Source organism: Lysinibacillus sp. 10T31 (assembly GCF_056394365.1).
Genome location: NZ_JBFTHS010000014.1, coordinates 12,795 through 32,237 on the forward strand (window position 1 = coordinate 12,795; position 19,443 = coordinate 32,237).

14 protein-coding genes are annotated in these 19,443 nt (G+C 36.8%); 5 read left to right on the plus strand and 9 right to left on the minus strand.

The window, feature by feature from the left end:
* The first annotated feature begins 26 nt into the window (after nucleotides 1-26).
* The gene (locus tag AC1DCY_RS09880; RefSeq protein ID WP_477349659.1) at nucleotides 27-641 is read left to right on the plus strand and encodes a lysostaphin resistance A-like protein; all 615 of its coding nucleotides are present in this window, start codon (nucleotides 27-29) and stop codon (nucleotides 639-641) included.
* Nucleotides 642-707: 66 nt separating this feature from the next.
* The gene (locus tag AC1DCY_RS09885) at nucleotides 708-1,406 is read left to right on the plus strand and encodes a hypothetical protein (protein WP_477349661.1); all 699 of its coding nucleotides are present in this window, start codon (nucleotides 708-710) and stop codon (nucleotides 1,404-1,406) included.
* 385 nt (nucleotides 1,407-1,791) lie between these two features.
* Here AC1DCY_RS09885 and AC1DCY_RS09890 read toward each other — a convergent pair whose 3' ends face one another.
* Nucleotides 1,792-2,238, minus strand: a complete 447-nt coding sequence (locus AC1DCY_RS09890; protein WP_100544210.1) for a MarR family winged helix-turn-helix transcriptional regulator — start codon at nucleotides 2,236-2,238, stop codon at nucleotides 1,792-1,794.
* A gap of 122 nt (nucleotides 2,239-2,360) precedes the next feature.
* Nucleotides 2,361-3,839: a PAS domain-containing sensor histidine kinase gene (locus tag AC1DCY_RS09895; protein ID WP_477349663.1), complete on the minus strand. Its 1,479-nt coding sequence runs from the start codon at nucleotides 3,837-3,839 to the stop codon at nucleotides 2,361-2,363.
* A 199-nt stretch (nucleotides 3,840-4,038) separates the two neighbouring features.
* On the opposite strand from AC1DCY_RS09895, the gene AC1DCY_RS09900 reads away from it, so the two are divergent.
* The gene (locus tag AC1DCY_RS09900) at nucleotides 4,039-5,778 is read left to right on the plus strand and encodes a B12-binding domain-containing radical SAM protein (RefSeq protein ID WP_477349665.1); all 1,740 of its coding nucleotides are present in this window, start codon (nucleotides 4,039-4,041) and stop codon (nucleotides 5,776-5,778) included.
* Between the two features lie 454 nt (nucleotides 5,779-6,232).
* On the opposite strand, the gene AC1DCY_RS09905 is transcribed toward AC1DCY_RS09900, so the two are convergent.
* From AC1DCY_RS09905 to AC1DCY_RS09915, 3 genes are all read right to left on the minus strand, one after another.
* A complete protein-coding gene (locus AC1DCY_RS09905) occupies nucleotides 6,233-7,588 on the minus strand; it encodes a TrkH family potassium uptake protein (RefSeq protein ID WP_477349667.1) in 1,356 nt (451 codons plus the stop codon).
* A gap of 106 nt (nucleotides 7,589-7,694) precedes the next feature.
* Nucleotides 7,695-8,456 (minus strand): TerC family protein, encoded by a 762-nt coding sequence (locus tag AC1DCY_RS09910; RefSeq protein ID WP_477349669.1) that lies wholly within the window; start codon nucleotides 8,454-8,456, stop codon nucleotides 7,695-7,697.
* 413 nt (nucleotides 8,457-8,869) lie between these two features.
* On the minus strand, nucleotides 8,870-9,955 hold the full coding sequence (locus tag AC1DCY_RS09915) for an SDR family oxidoreductase (protein ID WP_477349671.1): 1,086 nt from the start codon (nucleotides 9,953-9,955) through the stop codon (nucleotides 8,870-8,872).
* Between the two features lie 97 nt (nucleotides 9,956-10,052).
* Here AC1DCY_RS09915 and AC1DCY_RS09920 point away from each other — a divergent pair, with 97 nt between their 5' ends.
* Entirely contained in the window at nucleotides 10,053-10,274 is a 222-nt protein-coding gene (locus tag AC1DCY_RS09920) for a hypothetical protein (RefSeq protein WP_477349673.1), read from the plus strand.
* A 58-nt stretch (nucleotides 10,275-10,332) separates the two neighbouring features.
* Here the strand turns inward: AC1DCY_RS09920 and AC1DCY_RS09925 are convergent, their stop codons facing one another.
* Nucleotides 10,333-13,377 carry an efflux RND transporter permease subunit gene (locus tag AC1DCY_RS09925; protein ID WP_477349675.1) on the minus strand — a complete coding sequence of 1,015 codons (3,045 nt, stop codon included), beginning with the start codon at nucleotides 13,375-13,377 and terminating at the stop codon, nucleotides 10,333-10,335.
* A gap of 268 nt (nucleotides 13,378-13,645) precedes the next feature.
* Here AC1DCY_RS09925 and AC1DCY_RS09930 point away from each other — a divergent pair, with 268 nt between their 5' ends.
* The gene (locus AC1DCY_RS09930; protein WP_477349677.1) at nucleotides 13,646-13,840 is read left to right on the plus strand and encodes a hypothetical protein; all 195 of its coding nucleotides are present in this window, start codon (nucleotides 13,646-13,648) and stop codon (nucleotides 13,838-13,840) included.
* Between the two features lie 162 nt (nucleotides 13,841-14,002).
* Here the strand turns inward: AC1DCY_RS09930 and AC1DCY_RS09935 are convergent, their stop codons facing one another.
* The 3 genes from AC1DCY_RS09935 to AC1DCY_RS09945 all read right to left on the minus strand — a co-directional run bounded on the left by AC1DCY_RS09935 (nucleotide 14,003) and on the right by AC1DCY_RS09945 (nucleotide 19,285).
* Nucleotides 14,003-15,580, minus strand: coding sequence for a peptide chain release factor 3 (locus tag AC1DCY_RS09935; RefSeq protein ID WP_477349679.1), 1,578 nt, complete (start codon nucleotides 15,578-15,580; stop codon nucleotides 14,003-14,005).
* 317 nt (nucleotides 15,581-15,897) lie between these two features.
* Nucleotides 15,898-17,364, minus strand: a complete 1,467-nt coding sequence (locus tag AC1DCY_RS09940; protein ID WP_477349681.1) for a UDP-N-acetylmuramoyl-L-alanyl-D-glutamate--2,6-diaminopimelate ligase — start codon at nucleotides 17,362-17,364, stop codon at nucleotides 15,898-15,900.
* Nucleotides 17,365-17,896: 532 nt separating this feature from the next.
* The gene (locus tag AC1DCY_RS09945; RefSeq protein WP_477349683.1) at nucleotides 17,897-19,285 is read right to left on the minus strand and encodes an aldehyde dehydrogenase; all 1,389 of its coding nucleotides are present in this window, start codon (nucleotides 19,283-19,285) and stop codon (nucleotides 17,897-17,899) included.
* Nucleotides 19,286-19,443: the final 158 nt, after the last annotated feature.

Here is a 19,443-nt window from a genome sequence, read left to right on the forward strand (position 1 = left end):
AAAATTAAAAGCATGGAGGTCGAATAATGCTTACAAATTCGAAACAAACAATAATATTGCTCCTTTCTTTATTATTCGTTTATGGCATGCTTGCTTTTACCTTTGCTAACCAAGCTGTATTTTGGTACCTATATGCATTTACTTTACTTGTATGTATTGCCATTGCAATTTTGGCTGGTAAAATTGAAGATCAGTTACCTACCTGGAAATTTTTACTTTTCGGTATTGGATACGGTACAATAACATACGGTATTATACGCTTTGGCTATTGGCTTGCACCATACATTAATGATTCATTAGTACAATCAGTACAAAAATTTTTAGCAAATTATGGCCCGCAAAATATTTGGCACTATATTTTACTCGTATTCATTGTTGCAATTGGTGAAGAGATCTTTTGGCGTGGCTATGTTCAACAACAGCTGAAACGCTTCATGCGTCCTACTTTTGCTGTTATTGTAACTGCGATTTTATGTGCAATCTCTATTGCATTAAGCGGCTTTATGCTTGGTATGATCGCAGCACTTGTAACCGGCATTATTTGGGGCTTGTTATATGAATGGCGTAAAAGTATGCCACTTGTTATTGTAACTCATGTAGTTTTTGTACTACTATTATTTTTAGTGTTACCATTAACATGATAACACATTAAAATTTGGAAACATTTTATCTTTACCAACGTTTTATTAAGAAAGGGAGGGCTTTTCATGCAAAAAAAATTATTTTCTGTACCCGCATTATTACTAACAGCCGTTTTAGTCGTAGGATGTAATACTTCTGATAAAACAGAGGATTCTGATGCTCAAAAAAATGAGCCATCAAATACACCGACTGAACAGCAGCAACCATCATCTAAGGATACAACTGTAGATGATTCGCAAGAAACGCCTACATCAACTGAAACAAATAAAGACAATACAGACAAAGAAACTAAAAAAGAACAAGAAGTTAAATATGTACAAAAAGGTGTAGACAAAACTGAAAAAGCAACGGAATCTAAAAGTGCTGATCAAGACTATAAAGTGCAACAACTACCTGGATTTACACTTTCTCAAGAAGAACCAGGTAAAGACATGCTAGTTTCTAATGACAATGCTGACGTATTTATGCGTATCGAAAGTATTGATGCATCACAATCAAGCTATGAAGATGTTAAAACATCTATGCAAGATTATATGAATGCTGTTGGTGACACATCATCTTTATCTTCTGAAGATTTAGCTGCATTCAAGGATGTTAAAAACATTGAGGGTTATGTTGTACATTTTGAAGCAGAAAAAGAAAAAGTAATCGGCGTTGTTTTTGAAAAAGACGGTTTAATTACAAAACTAACAATTCACGATAACGACGAATTAGATTTAACAGATGCTATGCTTAAAATGGCAGCAACTATTTCTAAAAAATAATGATTCAAAAAAGACTGTAGACAACTTGTTTGCTCTACAGTCTTTTTTTTATTTTGACATCCGCCGGAGGCTTTAACTTCTTACAGCAGGTGTCCAAACATCCGCTGTAAGAAGTTAAAGGGGTTTATAGCATAATGTGAGGTTGATTTTAATTCCGGCTGGGCGATTGTCCTATGAGCGGCTAAGAGCGGTCACGAGGGCGTTAACACAGTTTAGGATACGTAGTAGCGTAGTCCTTCGACTCCGCTTGCTCCTGCCTTATCAATGACGCTATTGCTTCAGGGGGGCTTTCTAGAATTATTTGTTGGAGTACAATTTAAGATTCATCTTGTTTTTTTGCATTCCATAAAAAAAGTTGCCTCAAAAATCATTGAGACAACTCTTTTTAATAAGACAAATCTTTAATAGACAGGCCTAATTTTTTTAATAAAGTGATCGCTTGGTCTTTTTCTTCAACAGATAACACACTCATTAATTCATGTAAATGTTGTTCATGTTTTGGAAAAAGTTCTCCCATAAATGCTTCACCTTTGTCCGTAATTTCTGCATAGGTAACACGGCGATCTGATGGACAAGAGACACGCAATAAATACCCTCTTTTTTCAAGTTTGTCAATGACATACGTAATAGACCCACTAGCTAGCAAAATTTTATTGCCAATTTGCTGTAATGGCTGTCTTCCTTTATGATAGAGAAGCTCTAATACAGCAAATTCAGTAGGGTTTAATCCATTCTCTTGAAAAAATTGATGGGTCGTCTCATTAATCGCTTTATGGGCACGTGATAATACAATATATAATTTTAAAGATTGCTTTATATCTTCTGACGTCATATCCTTTTCCTCTCAATTCGCTTTTTATACATGCCATTATAGCGATATTAGAAAAGCATTGTCAAAAGCAATATTTGATTTTAAGCCTTTCATGGTAGTTTATGTTACCATTTTGACTCTTTTTATGTTAATAAATAAGCAGGATCTTTCTTGGAAACATCCATTGTATCCATCTGATTAAATGTGTAAATCGGGAATTGTAAGTGGAAGCATGTCCCCTTCTGTAATTCACTATTCACACCTATTACACCTTCATGCTCTTCAATCACCTTTTTCACGAAAGCAAGGCCTAGTCCTGTCCCTGTTGATTTTGTCGTGTAAAAAGGTTGGAATAAGTTTTGAAGGGTAGCACTGTCCATACCAGCACCTTCGTCTTTAATCAGTAATTCTACAATCGCACAGTCAATAACATTCATTTCTACTGTAATCGTTCCACCATTATTCATGGATTCCATCGCATTTTTAATAAGATTCATGAATACTTGCTTTAAGCGATTCTCATTGCCACCAATGTATACTTGTGTAGAAGGAGAAATGTATTGAATCATGATATTTTTCATAAGTGCATCTGGAAGCATAAACTCAATCACTTGCTTCACAATATGATTTAGTTCTAATAATTCCACTTTCATACTTGTTGGCTTGGACAATACTAAAAGCTCGGATAAAATTTGTTCCATCCGTTGGAGTTCACTATCGATGACAGATAAATACATGCGTGACTCTTCATCAGCATTGAGCTTTAACAATTCAGTAAAGCCCTTTAAAGAAGTTAATGGATTTCGAATCTCATGGGCGATACTTGCGGCCATTTGACCGACAACATTTAAAGCTTGCTGATGTTCAACTTTATGTTGAAGTTCCTTCTTTTCTGTTTCATCATTAATGACTGTAACAATAATATTGTTATATTCATCAAAGATACTTGAGATTTCATAATAGCAAGGGGTCATAACTTGCGTTTCATCAATTACATGAATACTTGCATGCTTTTCACCCATCAGTTTAGAAAGGTATGTTGTAATTTGACCTTTCTTTAATGTAAATACATCAAATATGTGCTGATGTGCCTTATGAAGAAGCTGGGATTTTTCTATTTTTAAATACATTTCAGCATACTTATTTAGCCCAAGAATTATCCCGCTAGCGTCACTTATAATAACAGCGTATGGTAAGTGATCATAAGCATTGAAAGATTGTGATCTCTCATGCTCTTGACTAACATATAATTCATGAGCTATGTCATTATTTAACGTTGAAATTTGCGCAACAATTTCTTCTGTGCTTGGATCATAAAAACATTTAAAGGACATCATTTCAAACTCATTACCAGCTGTTTGAATATTGAAGATCTCTTCTGATCTTAAATCGCTTTCTAATTGTTTAACGAACTTCGCCCAATTTAAATTAGATGGCTCGTCCATAGTTAAATAGCCAAAATACGTTGAATTGAGGTTAAAAAGTTTAACAGCAGCCTCATTCACGTTCAAAATTTTTCCTGCTTTATTAAGAATAAGTGTTGGTGACGAAGTACTTGTCATAAGATTTTCAAAACATTGATTAATATCATTTTGCTTCAACTTTCTCACCGAACCTTTCAATAGAGTAAATAACCCCTTATTCGAATTTTGAGCCTTTACTATACTTTATGACTGCACGATTCTATTATTACAAAATTTAGTAAATTTAAGTATTTAAAATTATTTCACGAACTGTTCACAAAATAAATAGGCAAAAAGGATTATATTGTATGACAGCTACTTGACTGTTACAATTAGAAATTGAAAGGAAGATTATTGCATGAATACTATTTTAACTACTTTAAACGCAAAGTATATTCACACAAATTTAGCACTGCGTTATTTAAAAGGTGCTGCTTTACCAGAATTTAATCCAATAATTGCAGAATATACAATTAAAGATCCTGCTTTTAATATTGTATCAGATTTGTTTCAAAAAAAACCTGATATTGTAGGATTTAGTTGCTATATTTGGAATATTGAAGAAACCATTCACGTCATCAAGATGTTAAAAACTGTTTGTCCAAATGTTAAAATTTTGCTCGGGGGACCTGAAGTTTCTTACGATGCTCACCATTGGTTACGTAGAATTGAAGAGGTTGATTTCATTGTTATGGGTGAAGGAGAAACTTCCTTCAAACAGTTACTACGCCATTTACATGGTGAAATCGCATTGGAGGATGTTCCAGGGATTTGCTACTTAGAGGACGGTAAAGTACGGATTCACGCACAAGCACCAAAAATAGATTTACGTGAATTGCCAAGTCCATTTCGTTTTGAGGAGGACCTCCCTCATCTAAGCAAACGAATTCAATATATTGAAACAAGTCGAGGCTGTCCATTTAGCTGTCAATTTTGTTTATCTTCTATTGAAGTAGGGGTTCGATATTTTAACCGAGAAAAAATAAAAGAAGATATTCGATTCTTGATGGACAATGGTGCACGTACTATTAAATTTGTTGACCGCACATTTAATATAAGTCGTAGCTACGCCATGGAAATGTTCCAGTTTTTAATCGATGAACATAAGCCTGGGGTCGTATTCCAATTTGAAATTACCGCAGATATTATGCGTCCTGAGGTTATTCAGTTTTTAAATGATAACGCACCAAAAGGTCTTTTCCGTTTTGAAATTGGTGTTCAGTCAACGAATGATTTAACAAATACTCTTGTGAAGCGCCGTCAAAACTTTGAAAAACTAACGCGCACGGTGACGATGGTCAAAGAAGGTGGAAAGATTGATCAGCATTTAGATTTAATCGCTGGTTTACCAGAGGAGGATTATGCAAGCTTCCGTCAAACCTTTAATGATGTTTTTGCAATGCGACCAGAAGAATTACAGCTAGGATTCCTTAAACTTTTACGCGGTACAGGCCTTCGTCTAGAGGCTGAAAAATTCGGCTATACGTATGTGGACCTATCCCCTTACGAGATTTTCTCAAACAATGTCTTAACATTTGATGATATAGTACGCATTAAACATGCAGAGGATGTACTCGAGAAATATTGGAACGATCACCGTATGGACCATACGATTGAATACTTAGTAACTGAAGTGTTTGAAACACCATTTGATTTCTTCCAAAATTTCGGTACTTATTGGGAAACAAAAGGTTGGTCGCGTATCGGTCATCAGCTCGAGGATTTATTCCGTCGTTTATTGATGTTTTTAGAGACTGTAGAAGGTGCTAATTTAAATATCATTCAAAGCCTAATGCAAATGGATTATTTAATGATACAGCAGTTCCAGCCACGTAAATTATGGTGGAAAGAGCGCCCTACAGAGGAGCAACAAAAAGCACTTTATAATGCTTTACGTGAAAACCCTGCAATTGCAGGTGAAGAATTCGCTAGCTTCAATCTATCTGAAAAAGAGTTGTTTAAACATACGCTCATTATTCCACATCATATAGATTACCAAAATTTCTCAAATGGCAAAATTGTACAAAAAAACAGCTATCTATTAACTTACTTCCGTCACGGTCAAGCACCATACTTTGCAACAATCCATTCTATATAATAAGAAACGCTAGTCCTTTAATAAAATTGAGGACTAGCGTTTTTTTCATACATCAAGAATTCATAAATTTTTCTGTAACCTAAAACAAAACCAAAAAATTACATTTTTAATTGAACCCATTGTCAGTAAAAGCCATAACTTTATAACGATCAACAGATGTTCTATAAGGCATTACAATTATCCCAAAAAAGTTTAGTACGAAATTCTCAATCCACCAACACCCTAATATTGTAAATATTACCTACCAATCAACCGCAATAACCAGGAAAAACAATTTAAAATTTTTTGACAATTGTGTGGCAACACCAGTTTTTTAGTCAATTAATCAAGCCAGGCTCTTTTTTATGGGCAGATTTTCTACTGAGGTAATCTCTAAATCCCTCATTTTTTAACCGGAAAATATAAAGGAAATTAAAAAAGAGCCACATTAGCTCTTTTTTAATCTCCTAGTAATTTACCCAATAATTACACGTTCTTTAGGATAGTGATAATTAGATTTTTTGCCTCTACCTCCACCACCTAAAGTGTAAAGGAAGGAAATTAAACCGACACGACCAACAAACATTAATATCATAATGATAATTTTGCCAACTACTGATAGGTCGGAGGTGATTCCTAAAGACATCCCACACGTTCCGAACGCTGATGTAATTTCAAAGATTATTTGAATCAGTGATGCGTGTGGCTCAGTAATGAGTAAAATAATTGTCGCAACTAATACCATAAAGAATGCCAATAAAATAACAACAAACGAGCGGAATACATCAATTAAATGTATTTCACGTCCGAATACTTGAATATCCTCTCTTCCTCGTGAAAAGGTAATTAGGAATAAAATAGCCATAGCGAATGTTGTTGTACGTATACCACCACCAACTGAACTCGGTGAGGCACCAATAAACATTAAAAAGCTCATAAAAAGATCTGTCGCTTCACTAAAGGTTGTTACATCATACGTCGTAAGTCCAGCTGATCGTGTTGAAACAGAATGGAACATCGCAGAAAACAAAGCCTCATGCCAAGACATTCCCTTAAAGGAATGGAATGATTCAAGCAATAAAATAACGACAGCCCCTACCACAAATAAAATTGCATATGTGGAGGTTGTTATTTTTGTAAATAAACTAAAGCGGAAATTTGTATGGCGATTAAGTAAAAAGGTTTTCACTTCAATTAATACTGGGAAGCCTATCGCACCAAGTACAATTAGCACCATCGTTATCAATTGAACAAAGTAATCTTTATGAAACGGAAGCAAACTCATGCCTGTAATATCAAAGCCACCATTTGTAGTAGCTGAAATGGAGGCAAAGACACCATGAAGTAAGGCTTCTTCAAAAGTGTCGAAATAGTTTGTAAAGTGCAAAGTTAAAATTAACGCACCCATCAATTCGATACCAATTAAGATTTTCAATATTTCCCGAATTAATTGAACTACCCCTGACAAATTGTATTGATTATGATCGATCATAATCAATTGACGCTCACGCATACCTATTTTTTTCCCAACTAGTAACCACACAAAGGTACCAAGTGACATAATGCCAATTGCGCCAAGCTGTAAAATGACAAGTACCATCGCAATCCCAAATGTTGTATAGCTTTCAGATATATTGAATGTTGTTAAACCTGTTACACTAACTGCACTAACTGCAGTAAACAAGCTATCTAATAATGAAACATTAACACCTTCTTGATGAACGCCTGGAAGCCGTAGTAACAGGAAGGAAATCGCTATAGCTATAAAATAATAAGAAACAAGTACCTGAAAAGGTGTTACAAGTCTATTTTTTGATCTTTTCCAGAGCACTTTGACAACCCCTTCCTTATATGATGCCAACTCGATAAATATTAGTATAGAAAAAATACATCAAAAAAGAAAGAGGAATAGATACGACTATTCCTCTAAAAGATCATTAATCATGTTTTTTATGACGAACTCCTACTAAATAGCCTACTAACGCGATGCCCACTAATACAATCCAGAAAGTTAACTCCCACACAGTCGAATGCGGAAACTCTGCAGGTAATATACCCACCTTCTCATGTGACAAAGTCAATACAACAAGCTTCACGCCTACCCAACCTACAATTAAAAATGCAGCTGTCTCAAGTGAGGGATAGTCATTTAATATTTTTACAAACCATTGTGCCGCAAATCGCATCATTATAACTCCGATAAACCCTCCAAGTAACATGACAATAAATTGTCCACCGTTAATGCCGCCTACATCGAAATTCCCTAAATGCGGTAAAGTTACAGCAATAGCAACTGCAGCAAGCATAGAATCAATTGCAAATGCAATATCTGCTGCCTCTACCTTAACCACTGTCATCCAAAAACCAGAGCCCTTTTTCCCCGCTTCATCGTTAGATTCTTCGTTCGAATCCCCTTTATGACGCAAATCATATATATTTTTGGCAGACATGAATAGTAAATAAGCTGCTCCCAACGCTTGAATTTGCCAATAATTCACTAATATTGTAATGACAAAAAGTGCTGAGAATCGGAAAATTAACGCGCCGAATAATCCATAAAATAATGCCTTTTTTTGTTGCTCTCGTGGTAAGTGCTTCACCATCACAGCCATCACAACTGCATTATCTGCTGCTAATAATCCTTCTAATACTATAAGTACAATAAGTACCCAGCCGTATTGTAATAAAATTGATTCCATTCAAGTGCCTCCTCTAAAGCTCTGTATACCCAAAATAGTCATTATTATACGAGTACAAAAGAAAAGACCTCTGCCTTTATAAAAAGGCAAAGGTCTCGCTAAGCAAATAAATTCATTTGCTAGTAGCTAAATACCGCTAGCATAGAGTTATTCGCCTATCACATCCGATGGTAAAAACCATGTCATGACGAATGTGAATCCAGATACATCGCTCGTGTCTGTTAGCTACTCCCCTTTGACAAAACGTCGAAGGATATTCTTCTGTATACTTATTATAGCACTATCATATATGAGTGGCAAAATAATCCCCCTCCTAATCAATTATGCCTCGGCATTATTGATTAGGAGGCTTTGAGCCAACAATAACTTCAATCTGGTAAACGCCGCTTGCTTCAACTCTATATCTACGTGCTTCACTTTATTTGAATTTGATAGCGTTTATCTTCTTTATGCGCTAAATAAAAATCAATCATCCTAGGCATAGTCTGTATAAAATCGGGGCATGCAATACTACCCTTTTTCAAAATAGTAACTGCTTCGGATGTATCGAACTTAGCATTCCAAGTTAAGTAGTCTAAACTTTCTTGCTCAACACCTAGATATTTTCGGATAAGTAGCACTTGTAAAGATAATCTTGCTAGTATTAACGGTAATCGCCCCTTAGGATAATGGTTAGTTAATAATTTTACCATCGTACGATACACTTCTTGCACAGGGTGCGGATGCGGGTCCGTTAGGTGCAAGGTTTTCCCTTCAGCACATTTTTCATCAACGAGATAAGTCGAGGCGTTTATAATATAATCCACTGGCACCACGTTTATTGTTGATGTCGATTGACCAATATACGGGATAAAAGGAAGGCGTTTTAATTTATCCACCATATTTAAAAAGAAATAAGGCCCATCGAATTTAATAGTTTCTCCTGTTTCTGAATGTCCACGTACTATGCCCGGCCGAATAATTGTCAGTGGTATTTCTGATTTCAAATCCTCTACTCGATGCTCAGCTTCATATTTTGTTTCCTCATAATAGTTTTTAAATGCCTGCGGGCGAATTAGTTCATTTTCACGCAAAACACCTTCACGTGTTCCTGCTACATACGCTGTACTAAAATACATATAGCGTCTTAAGTTCGGCAGTGTTCGAACAAAATCATTGACCATAGTCGTACCATGTACATTTACCTTCCATGCTAGATCGCGGGGTACTGCTAAATCATAAATAGCAGCTAAATGCCAGAGCACCTCAATTTGAGGTACAATGTTCTGTACAACTTGGTTTTCTAAACCGAGATTCGGTAATGTTATATCTCCCTCTACAATATGAATAGAACAGTTAGGAAACTCTGCTACTATATTTTCTCTTTCTAAATTTGCTTTTACTAATTCACCAGCTAAAACAATAGCGATGACTTCCTGCAATTGATTTTTTCGAAATAACTCTCGTATTAATTGACTTGAAATAAAACCCGGAAAACCTGTAAAAAAATGAACCCCCATCTCTCATCCCCCCTGAACTTACCGCCTCTTCCTAGTTTCTTTATCCAATCAATTATGCCTCGGCATAATTGCCGCTACACTTTCGCGCAGATAAACAATGCGTCCGGAATCGGCTTTGTGCCTAGGCCTGCAGATGTTTTTTGTGCGAAAGCGAAGCGACAGCAACAGATGTTTTTTGTGCGAAAGCGAAGCGACAGCAACAGATGTTTTTTGTGCGAAAGCGAAGCGACAGCAACACGGTTTTATCTGTGCGAAAGCGAAGCGACAGCAACAACAACACGATGCAGATCAGCTAGCCGTTATCGCATGGATGCGATGATTTTAGGCTAACATCCTTTATAAACTCCTTTCCGATTCCGTGACATCCGCCGGAGGCTTTAACTTCTATCAGTAGAAATTAAGCTATAAACAATCGGAACAATATATAATGTCAACAAAGTTGATGTCACAAGTCCTCCGATGACTACAATCCCCATCGGCTGATTCATCTCTGTTCCTTCACCAATGCCAAGTGCAAGTGGTAGTAATCCTAAGATTGTTGTTAGTGCAGTCATTAATATTGGTCGAAGTCGATCTTGTGTAGCCAGTAAAATCGCATCATACGTCGCCATTCCCCTAGCTTTTTGTTGATTAATGTAATCTACAAGTACAATCCCGTTATTCACGACAATTCCAACTAGTACTAAGATGCCTATAACAGATGTCACACCAACTAGCGTGTTCGTAACAAACATTGCAACTGCAACACCAATAATCATTAATGGTACTGTGAACATGATAACGAACGGATATTTGAATGATTCAAATTGTGCAGCCATTACGATATATACAAGGACTACTGCTAATGCAACGGCTAAAAGCATATCATTAATCGCACTATCATAAAGTTCACGATCTCCACTAAAGACAACTTGAGTTTCAGATGGTAAATCTGCTTTTTCCAATGCTTTGTCCACTTTTGCTGAGATGCCCCCTAGCGATTCCTTCGTTTCATACTCGACAAAAAATGCAACCGCAGCCGCCTGATCAGAACGTCGTATCGATACTGGTCCTTCCTGTACAGAAACAGTCGCAATGTCCTCTAGCTTTACAAACAAACCAGCAGGTGAACGAAGCTGCATCGATTTTAATGATTCGATACTATCATTAAACACTTGTCCAAACCCTGTATAAACAGGCAATACTGCACCATCCTCTGCCATTATTTGCGTAGTTAGCTGCCCCTTCGTCATTTGATTAACCGTTTGAGCAATTTGTGCAGGTACAAATCCGTAGTCCTTCGCCTTTTCTCGGTCTACTTCGACTTGAATTTCTTTGACAGTGATATCTAGATCCGTTGATACCTTTGTGATGGCCTTTACTTTTGATAGCTCCTGCTGCACTTTATCAACAGAGCTATGAAGTCTTTGCTCATCAGAGTCTGTTAACCTAAACGTTAATGTATTTGGTGACGAACCTGTTGTCGTTGAGACATTGAAGTTAATTTCAACTTTCTCACCTAGCTCTGCATGCAAATCTCGCTCAACCTCTTCTACAAACTCAAAAATCGAACGGTCTCTATCCGCTAAAGGGACAAGCTTTACATATAGCTCTGCTTGGTTTGAACTTGTTTGTCCCCGTGCTTGTGCCTGTTGCGTGCCACCGATTAAGCTAACATATACGTCAACATCTTTCTCCTGTTTTAAGCGTTCTTCAATTTTCGCAACAACTTTTTCTGTTTCTGATACCGCTACCCCTTTTTCAAGATTTACACTTATGGATGCAAATCCTTCATCAGTTGGCGGTAAAAACTCTGTGCCAATTTTCATAAGTCCAAACAATGCCAGTCCAAAACAGACAATTGCTGAGATTAGTACAAGCATACGATGACGCAATACCCAAATAATTGATGTTTTGTAGCTTTTGTAAAAAGATGACTCATTACGTTTTTCATAAATATTCGTTGATTTCATTTTTAACAGACGACTTGCAAGCATTGGAACAACTGTTAACGCAACGACTAAAGAAGCAATTAAGCTAAAGGAAATAGTTAATGCAAATTCGGTAAAAATTTGTCCTATTAAACCTTCAATAAACATGACAGGAATGAATACTGCAATAGTTGTAAGCGTGGAAGCAGTAATCGCAAGTGCCACTTCCTTTGTCCCTTCTTTAGCTGCTGTTATCGGGTCCTTACCAAGTCCTAAATGTCGTTCAATGTTTTCAATAACAACGATAGCATTATCAACTAACATACCGATACCAAGTGCTAACGCACCTAATGTCATAATATTGAGCGAGAAATTGGCAAAAAACATTAAAACAAATGTAACAATAACTGAATATGGTATCGCAATGCCAATAATAATAGGGCTTTTCACACTACGTAAAAAGACGAATAATATGAACATTGCGAATAATCCACCTAAAAGTAAAGAAGATCCGATATTACTAATCGCTAAATCCACGTAGTTTCCTTGGTCCACTAACACGTCTGCAACGATTCCTTGATATTGCTTCTTCGTCAATAATTCATTTAAAGCTTCTTTAAAAGCTTTTGATACCTCTGCCGTATTAGCACCTGATTCCTGTAATACAGACATTAATACTGCAGGATGCTCATTTGCTCGTGTTGTAGTTATGGATTTTTGCTCCACACGTTCAACAGTCGCTACTTCTCCTACTGTTAATGCTTTACCATCTAGTGGATTTACTGAAATGATTAAATCAGCAATGCTTTCTGGCGAATTTATAGTGCTTAAAATACGTGTAGTTAACATCTTCCCATCTGCTGTTAACACTGGTTCACCAGGAAGAGAAACATTGTTCGATTGAATAATTTGAACAATATCTGCTTGGGTTAATCCCTTTTCAACTAGCTTCGATTCATCTAAAGTTATTTGAACTTCTTCTACCAGCTTACCGGAAATATTAACACTTGCGACACCAGCTGTCCGACGAAGTTCTTTTTCCAAGGTTTCCGCCAATAAACGCACATCTACATTGTCATTTTCCGCCCGTAGTGAAAGTTGTATTATAGGAAATTGTGATGGATCAAATTTTAAAAAGCTAGGTTTCTCAGCATCATTCGGTAAAGGGGTCATATCGATGCGTTGTAAAATATCGAGCTGTGCATCTTCAATATTGGTTGACCAATCAAACTCGAGAATAATTAAATTGGATCCTTCTTGAGAGGTAGACTGTAGTTTTTTTATCCCTGGTAAAGTGGCGAGTGTTGTTTCTAAGGGCTTCGTTATTTTCTCATTAACCTCTGTTGGACTTGCACCAGGATAATTGGTAACAACGATGCCTATTGGTGGACGTAATTCAGGAATAAGCGTAATCGGTATTTTTAATAATGAAACACCACCTAATATAATGACTAATATCATCGTAACTATTGTAAAAACGGGCCTTTTAATAGAAAAATTAATAATGTTCATTATTACAAGCTCCTTTTAATCTCTTCCTTTCTATAATACCCGAAAAGCAGAATATTTTATAAATTTGGCAACTTCTCCATGTTTTATAGGTTTAAAATATAACTCAACACCAAAATTAGGAGATGCAAATCGATCAATAATGCCTCGGCATTATTGCGTCCAGAATCGACTTTGCACAAAGAACTCCTTGCCGATTCCGTGACATCCTGAAAGATGTTAAAGCCTATGCCATATGTAAGTTGATTGGAGTGGAGACTGGGCGACTCCCTTGGGGATTAGCGTCACAGATGAGACCCTGGAGCGAGCACATAGGGGAACGAAGGCTAAAATCATCACGTCATGTGATAACGCCTTCGTGACCAACATCGTGCTGTTGCCGCTACGCTTTCGCGCAAAAAACATCTGTTGGCCCGAGACCCTGGTGCGAAAGCGTAGCGACAGCAACAACAAATGTTTTCTGTAGCGAAAGCGAAGCGGCAGCTACAAAGCGCCCAGTCGGAACGGAAATCAACCCCACGTTTTGGTGCCGAATTTTATATTTCCCAATACTGTATATATTCTACATATAGCTCCAATTTTCCTTGTAAAAAAACACGAATCGCAACATGTCGATTCGTGTTTTTTATTATAGAAGGCTATACAGTTTAATGTTTTCGTTTTTATCATTGAACCAACGCATAGCAAACTCATTTTCAAATAGGAAAACAAGATTATCAAAACGGTCTTTTACAAGCATTGAACGACCTGAAGACATCGATTCTTTAACATCTTCTTCGTTTTCAATCCATCTTGCAATTTTCGAACCAATTGGCTCCATCCTCACTTCAACATTATATTCGTTTTTCATACGATGCTCAAAAACTTCAAATTGTAATTGACCAACTGCTCCAAGAATAACTTCTTCTGTATGCAACGTTTTATAATATTGAATAGCGCCTTCTTGCACTAATTGTAAAATCCCTTTATGGAATTGCTTAGATTTCATAACATTTTTCGCAGTTACACGAACAAATAACTCTGGCGTAAACTGTGGCAATTTTTCAAATTGGAATGTCTTTTTACCACCTACAACTGTGTCACCAATCTGATAAGTACCTGTGTCATATAAACCGATAATATCACCAGCAACTGCTTCATCTACTGTTTCACGATCATCAGCTAAGAATTGTGTAGATTGTGTCACTTTGAATGATTTACCTGTACGAGATAAAGTCATGTTCATGCCACGTTCAAATTTACCCGATACGATACGCACAAAGGCAATACGGTCACGGTGAGCAGGATTCATGTTTGCTTGGATTTTGAAAATGAAGCCCGAAAACTCATCATGCTCAACTGGATCAATAAATTGTTCATCCTCAGTAATTCGAGGCTGTGGTGTCGGTGCAAATTGTAAATATGTTTCAAGGAATGTTTGTACACCAAAATTTGTTAAGGCTGAACCAAAGAAAACAGGTGTTAATTCACCACGACGAATTTTTTCTTCAGAATACTCATTACCCGCTTCATCAAGCAACATGATGTCGTCCATTGCTTGTGAATAATAAGAAGTCACCTTCATCGGATGCTCGACTGCAAGTTCCCCATTTTCATCAATTGGCAAGAAACGTCCTTCTTCTTCAGTACGGAATTGCTCGATACGTTTATTATAACGATCATAAATACCTAAAAACTCTTTACCCATACCAATCGGCCAGTTCATTGGGTAAGCGTTAATGCCAAGTACCTCCTCAAGCTCTTCAATCAGCTCAAGTGGCTCCTTCCCTTGACGGTCTAGTTTATTGATAAAAGTAAAAATCGGAATACCACGCATTTTACAAACTTTGAACAACTTTAAAGTTTGTGCTTCAATACCTTTGGCAGCATCTACAACCATGACAGCACTATCCACCGCCATTAATGTACGATACGTATCCTCCGAGAAATCTTGGTGACCTGGAGTATCCAAAATATTAACACGTGAGCCGTTATAATCGAATTGCATAACTGAAGAAGTTACAGAAATCCCACGTTGCTTTTCAATTTCCATCCAGTCAGATGTTGCAAACTTACCTGTTTTCTTCCCTTTTACCGTACCAGCATCGCGAATCGCACCACCAAATAGTAAAAGCTTTTCTGTAATCGTCGTTTTACCAGCATCAGGGTGACTGATAATGGCAAAAGTTCGACGTGATAATATATCTTTTTCTAAATTTGAATTCATCTCGTCATTCTCCTTTTTTCATACTTAATAATAATAAAAGAATACTTGCCTTTCTTACAACCTTTTTACATGAATTCCCCAAAAAAGAAGTCTATAGAGGAGGAGACTTCTGTACCTGACGCTACAAAAAATAATTGTAGCTGACGCTTTGCTTTCGCTACAAAAAATAATTGCTGAAAGATGTGTAAAAACCCAAAAAGAAAACCCCTTAGTACTAACTAAAGGGGTTCTCTAAGTAGGGTGAACGTATCGCATTATTGCATGCATTGCGTTCACAAAATCAAGTCCGCTCTAACTTTTTTATTGGAGATCATATATTATACAAATTTTAAGTGACCAGCTTCTATTGCAATATCTGCATCACTATGCGGATATTTAGTATTCTCAATAATTTGATAATCTTCATGGCCTTTACCAGCAAAAATAATCATATCTCCTGGTTCAGCAACTTCAATCGCATGACGCACCGCCTCAGCACGGTCACCTATACATGCATAATTTTCATGAAGCATCCCTTTGGCAAGATCACCTGTAATACTATCGTAGTCCTCATAGCGTGGGTCATCTGTCGTTAAAATAACGTAATCAGCGGCTGATGCCTTTTCTGCCATTGCTGGACGTTTCGATTTATCACGATTGCCCCCTGTGCCAACTAGGAAAATAAGCTTGCCTTTTTTATATGGTTGGGCTGAAGAAATCGCCTTTTCAATTGCATCAGGTGTATGTGCATAATCAACAAAAATCTGCACAGGTAAATCTGAACAAACTTTCTCCATGCGGCCCTTCACAGGTGGTAATTGCTCAATTTGCTCAATGATTGTTTCCATTGAATAACCACGACCATAAAAAGCAACTATAGCTGCAAGCACATTATATATATTAAATTCCCCGAGCAAATGCATTTTTACATGGTATATTCCCTCTGGCATTTCAACGTCAAAAGATGTCATGAAATCATGATACTCACAGTTAATAGCTCGGAAATCAGCTGTTTCATTTTTTAAACCGTATGTCCATACTGGAAATGGTGTCATCGCTGCATAGCGCTCTGACCAAGCATCATCAGCATTTAACACTACAAATTTATTCTTTTCTAAGTCTTGTCCAAGTTGAGAGAATAATAAGCCCTTCGCATGACCATATTCCTCCATCGTACCATGGAAATCAAGATGATCATGTGTAAGATTTGTAAAAATAGCTACATCATATTCTACGCCAGCTAGACGTCCAAGTGCTAAACCGTGTGAAGATACCTCCATAGTCATTAATCGGCAGCCTTCCATTTTTGCACGGAATATCATTTGTTGAGTCGATAATGCATCGCTCGTAGTATTTGCAGATTCATATAAAATGCCATTTAAATTAAAGCCAATTGTTCCTGATAGTGCAGATTTCTCGCCCATCCCATGCATTATATTTTGAATAATACCCGTTACTGATGTTTTTCCATTTGTCCCTGTTACGCCAATCATAGCCATATCTTTCGACGGATAGTCAAAAAACTTTGCAGCTAACAAGCCAACTGCACGATCCGTATCTTTCACAATGACCTGTGCAATATTTTCTCCTAATGGCAATTTTCGTTCTGTTACAACAATTGTTGCGCCACCTTCAACAGCTTTCTGTGCATAGTCATGACCATCTACTGTATAACCGTTTATACAAACAAACATACTATTTGGTTGCACACTTCGTGAATCAATTACAATATCACTTACTTGGTCAGGTAGCACTCCAATTATTTTTTTCAAAGGTAATGCATTCAACAATTCCTCTGCATACATTTCATAGTCCTCCAATCAATCTCTACATCCATTTTATCATTTATTGTTTATTCGACAAGAAATGACAAAACGAATACCCCCACATTCTATTGAATTTATTTTACTACTTATTCGCTCATAAATAAAATGTCTCTTAAGACGTTTTTTCAATGAAAACGCTATCATTTTAATATATCTTTAATATTTCAATAAAATTTGGCTCATCACTACATCGTGGGGGTGATTTCCGTTCCAATTATTGGCGTCCGATGAGCCGCTACGTTAGCACTACGCTTTCGCACAGAAAACATCAGCTTGTGCTCCAGAGTCGTTGATTCCCAAGGAGTTGCCCATTTTCCACTCCAATCATCCTTTTACAAATGGTAGATGTTTTAACAAATGGCATCTCCTACTTGTAGTCTAAGAACCTACAGTTTACCTAACTTATCAAAAATCAACATTTATCGACAATCTAAATCCATGTATGTTAGAAAATATACTTTGGAGAGCTGGTAAAAAAGTGAGGTGTCACTAATCTGACACCTCACTTTAACTATTTCATAATAGTTCTAACAAGCTTAACCTTTTGTTTATATGGTGGAAAGAGAACATTCGTCTCTAACTTCGACGATTTTTTTAAGATAGATTTTGGATGGGTAAAGTTTTCAAAACTTGCCTTCCCATGGTATGCTTTTACCCCCGATGGTCCGACACCGCCAAATGGCAAATGTAAATTTCCTACATGTGTAATCGTATCATTTATACATCCGCCACCGAATGGTAATTCCTCTAAAAAGTACTGGGTAGCCTTTTCATGCTCTGAGAAAAAATAAGCCGCTAAAGGTTTTGGTAACTGACGAATCTGGTGAATGGCCAGCGGTAAATCATCGTACATCATCACAGGTAAAATCGGACCGAATAGTTCATCCTGCATCGAAGGACTTGACCATTTCACATATCCAATAATTGTAGGCTCAATATACAAATCATCACGATCTGTTCTACCACCAAGTGTAATTGCATCACGTTCTTCCACGATAATTTGCTGTAAACGATCAAATTGTCTTAAATTCACAATACGGCCGTAGTCAGGGCTTTTTAATGCATTTTTACCATAGAAGGAACGAATCGTTGCTTTCAATATTTTCATAAATCGGTCATAGACATCTTTATGGACAAGGACATAATCTGGTGCCACACAGGTTTGTCCAGTATTTGTGAATTTACCCCAAGCGATTCTTTTCGCCGCTACTTCTAAATTGGCCGTTTGATCGACAATTGCGGGACTTTTCCCACCAAGTTCTAGGGCAATAGGTGTTAAGCGTTCCGCCGCTGCCTTCGCAACAACTTTTCCAACTGCCACACTCCCTGTAAAAAATATATAGTCAAAGGACGCATGAATAAGTGCCGTCACTTCTTCTTTTTCTCCCTCTACAACCCGAACATAGGAAGGATTAAACGTTTCTTCAATTATTTTTTTAACGATTGCTGCTGTATGAACAGATGTTTCTGATGGTTTTACAATAGCCGTATTACCACCAACAATTGCACCAATTAATGGCTCCATTACAAGCTGAAATGGATAATTGAATGGACCAATGATTAATGTTACTCCATATGGCTCTCTTACAATAAAGCTTTTTCCCATCTGGTATTGAATCGGTGTTTTTACAGCTTCAGGTTTCATCCATTCTTCCACATGCTTTACCATATAAGAAATACTGTCTAGAACAATGCCAATTTCTGTTGCATATGCCTCAAACTCACTCTTTCGTAAATCTAAATATAGAGCATTCAAAACTTCTTTTTCATATTTTAAAATCGTTTTCTTCAGTTTTATTAATTGCTCTTTTCGAAATTTTGTACTCTTCGTCGCTCGTGAAAAATAAAATTGACGCTGTTCTGTAATCATATTTTCTACATCTTGTGTCGTAAAATTCATAATAAAAGCACCCCTTTTTTTTAAATGGCATACATAGTTTTTTCATTTCGAAACAAACTATCTTTGTCTTTACGATACAACATTAATAACCAAAATTCCTCTTTCTTGAATGGATGGAATGTGTAGATGGTTTTGGATTTCGAGTAATTTACAACTAC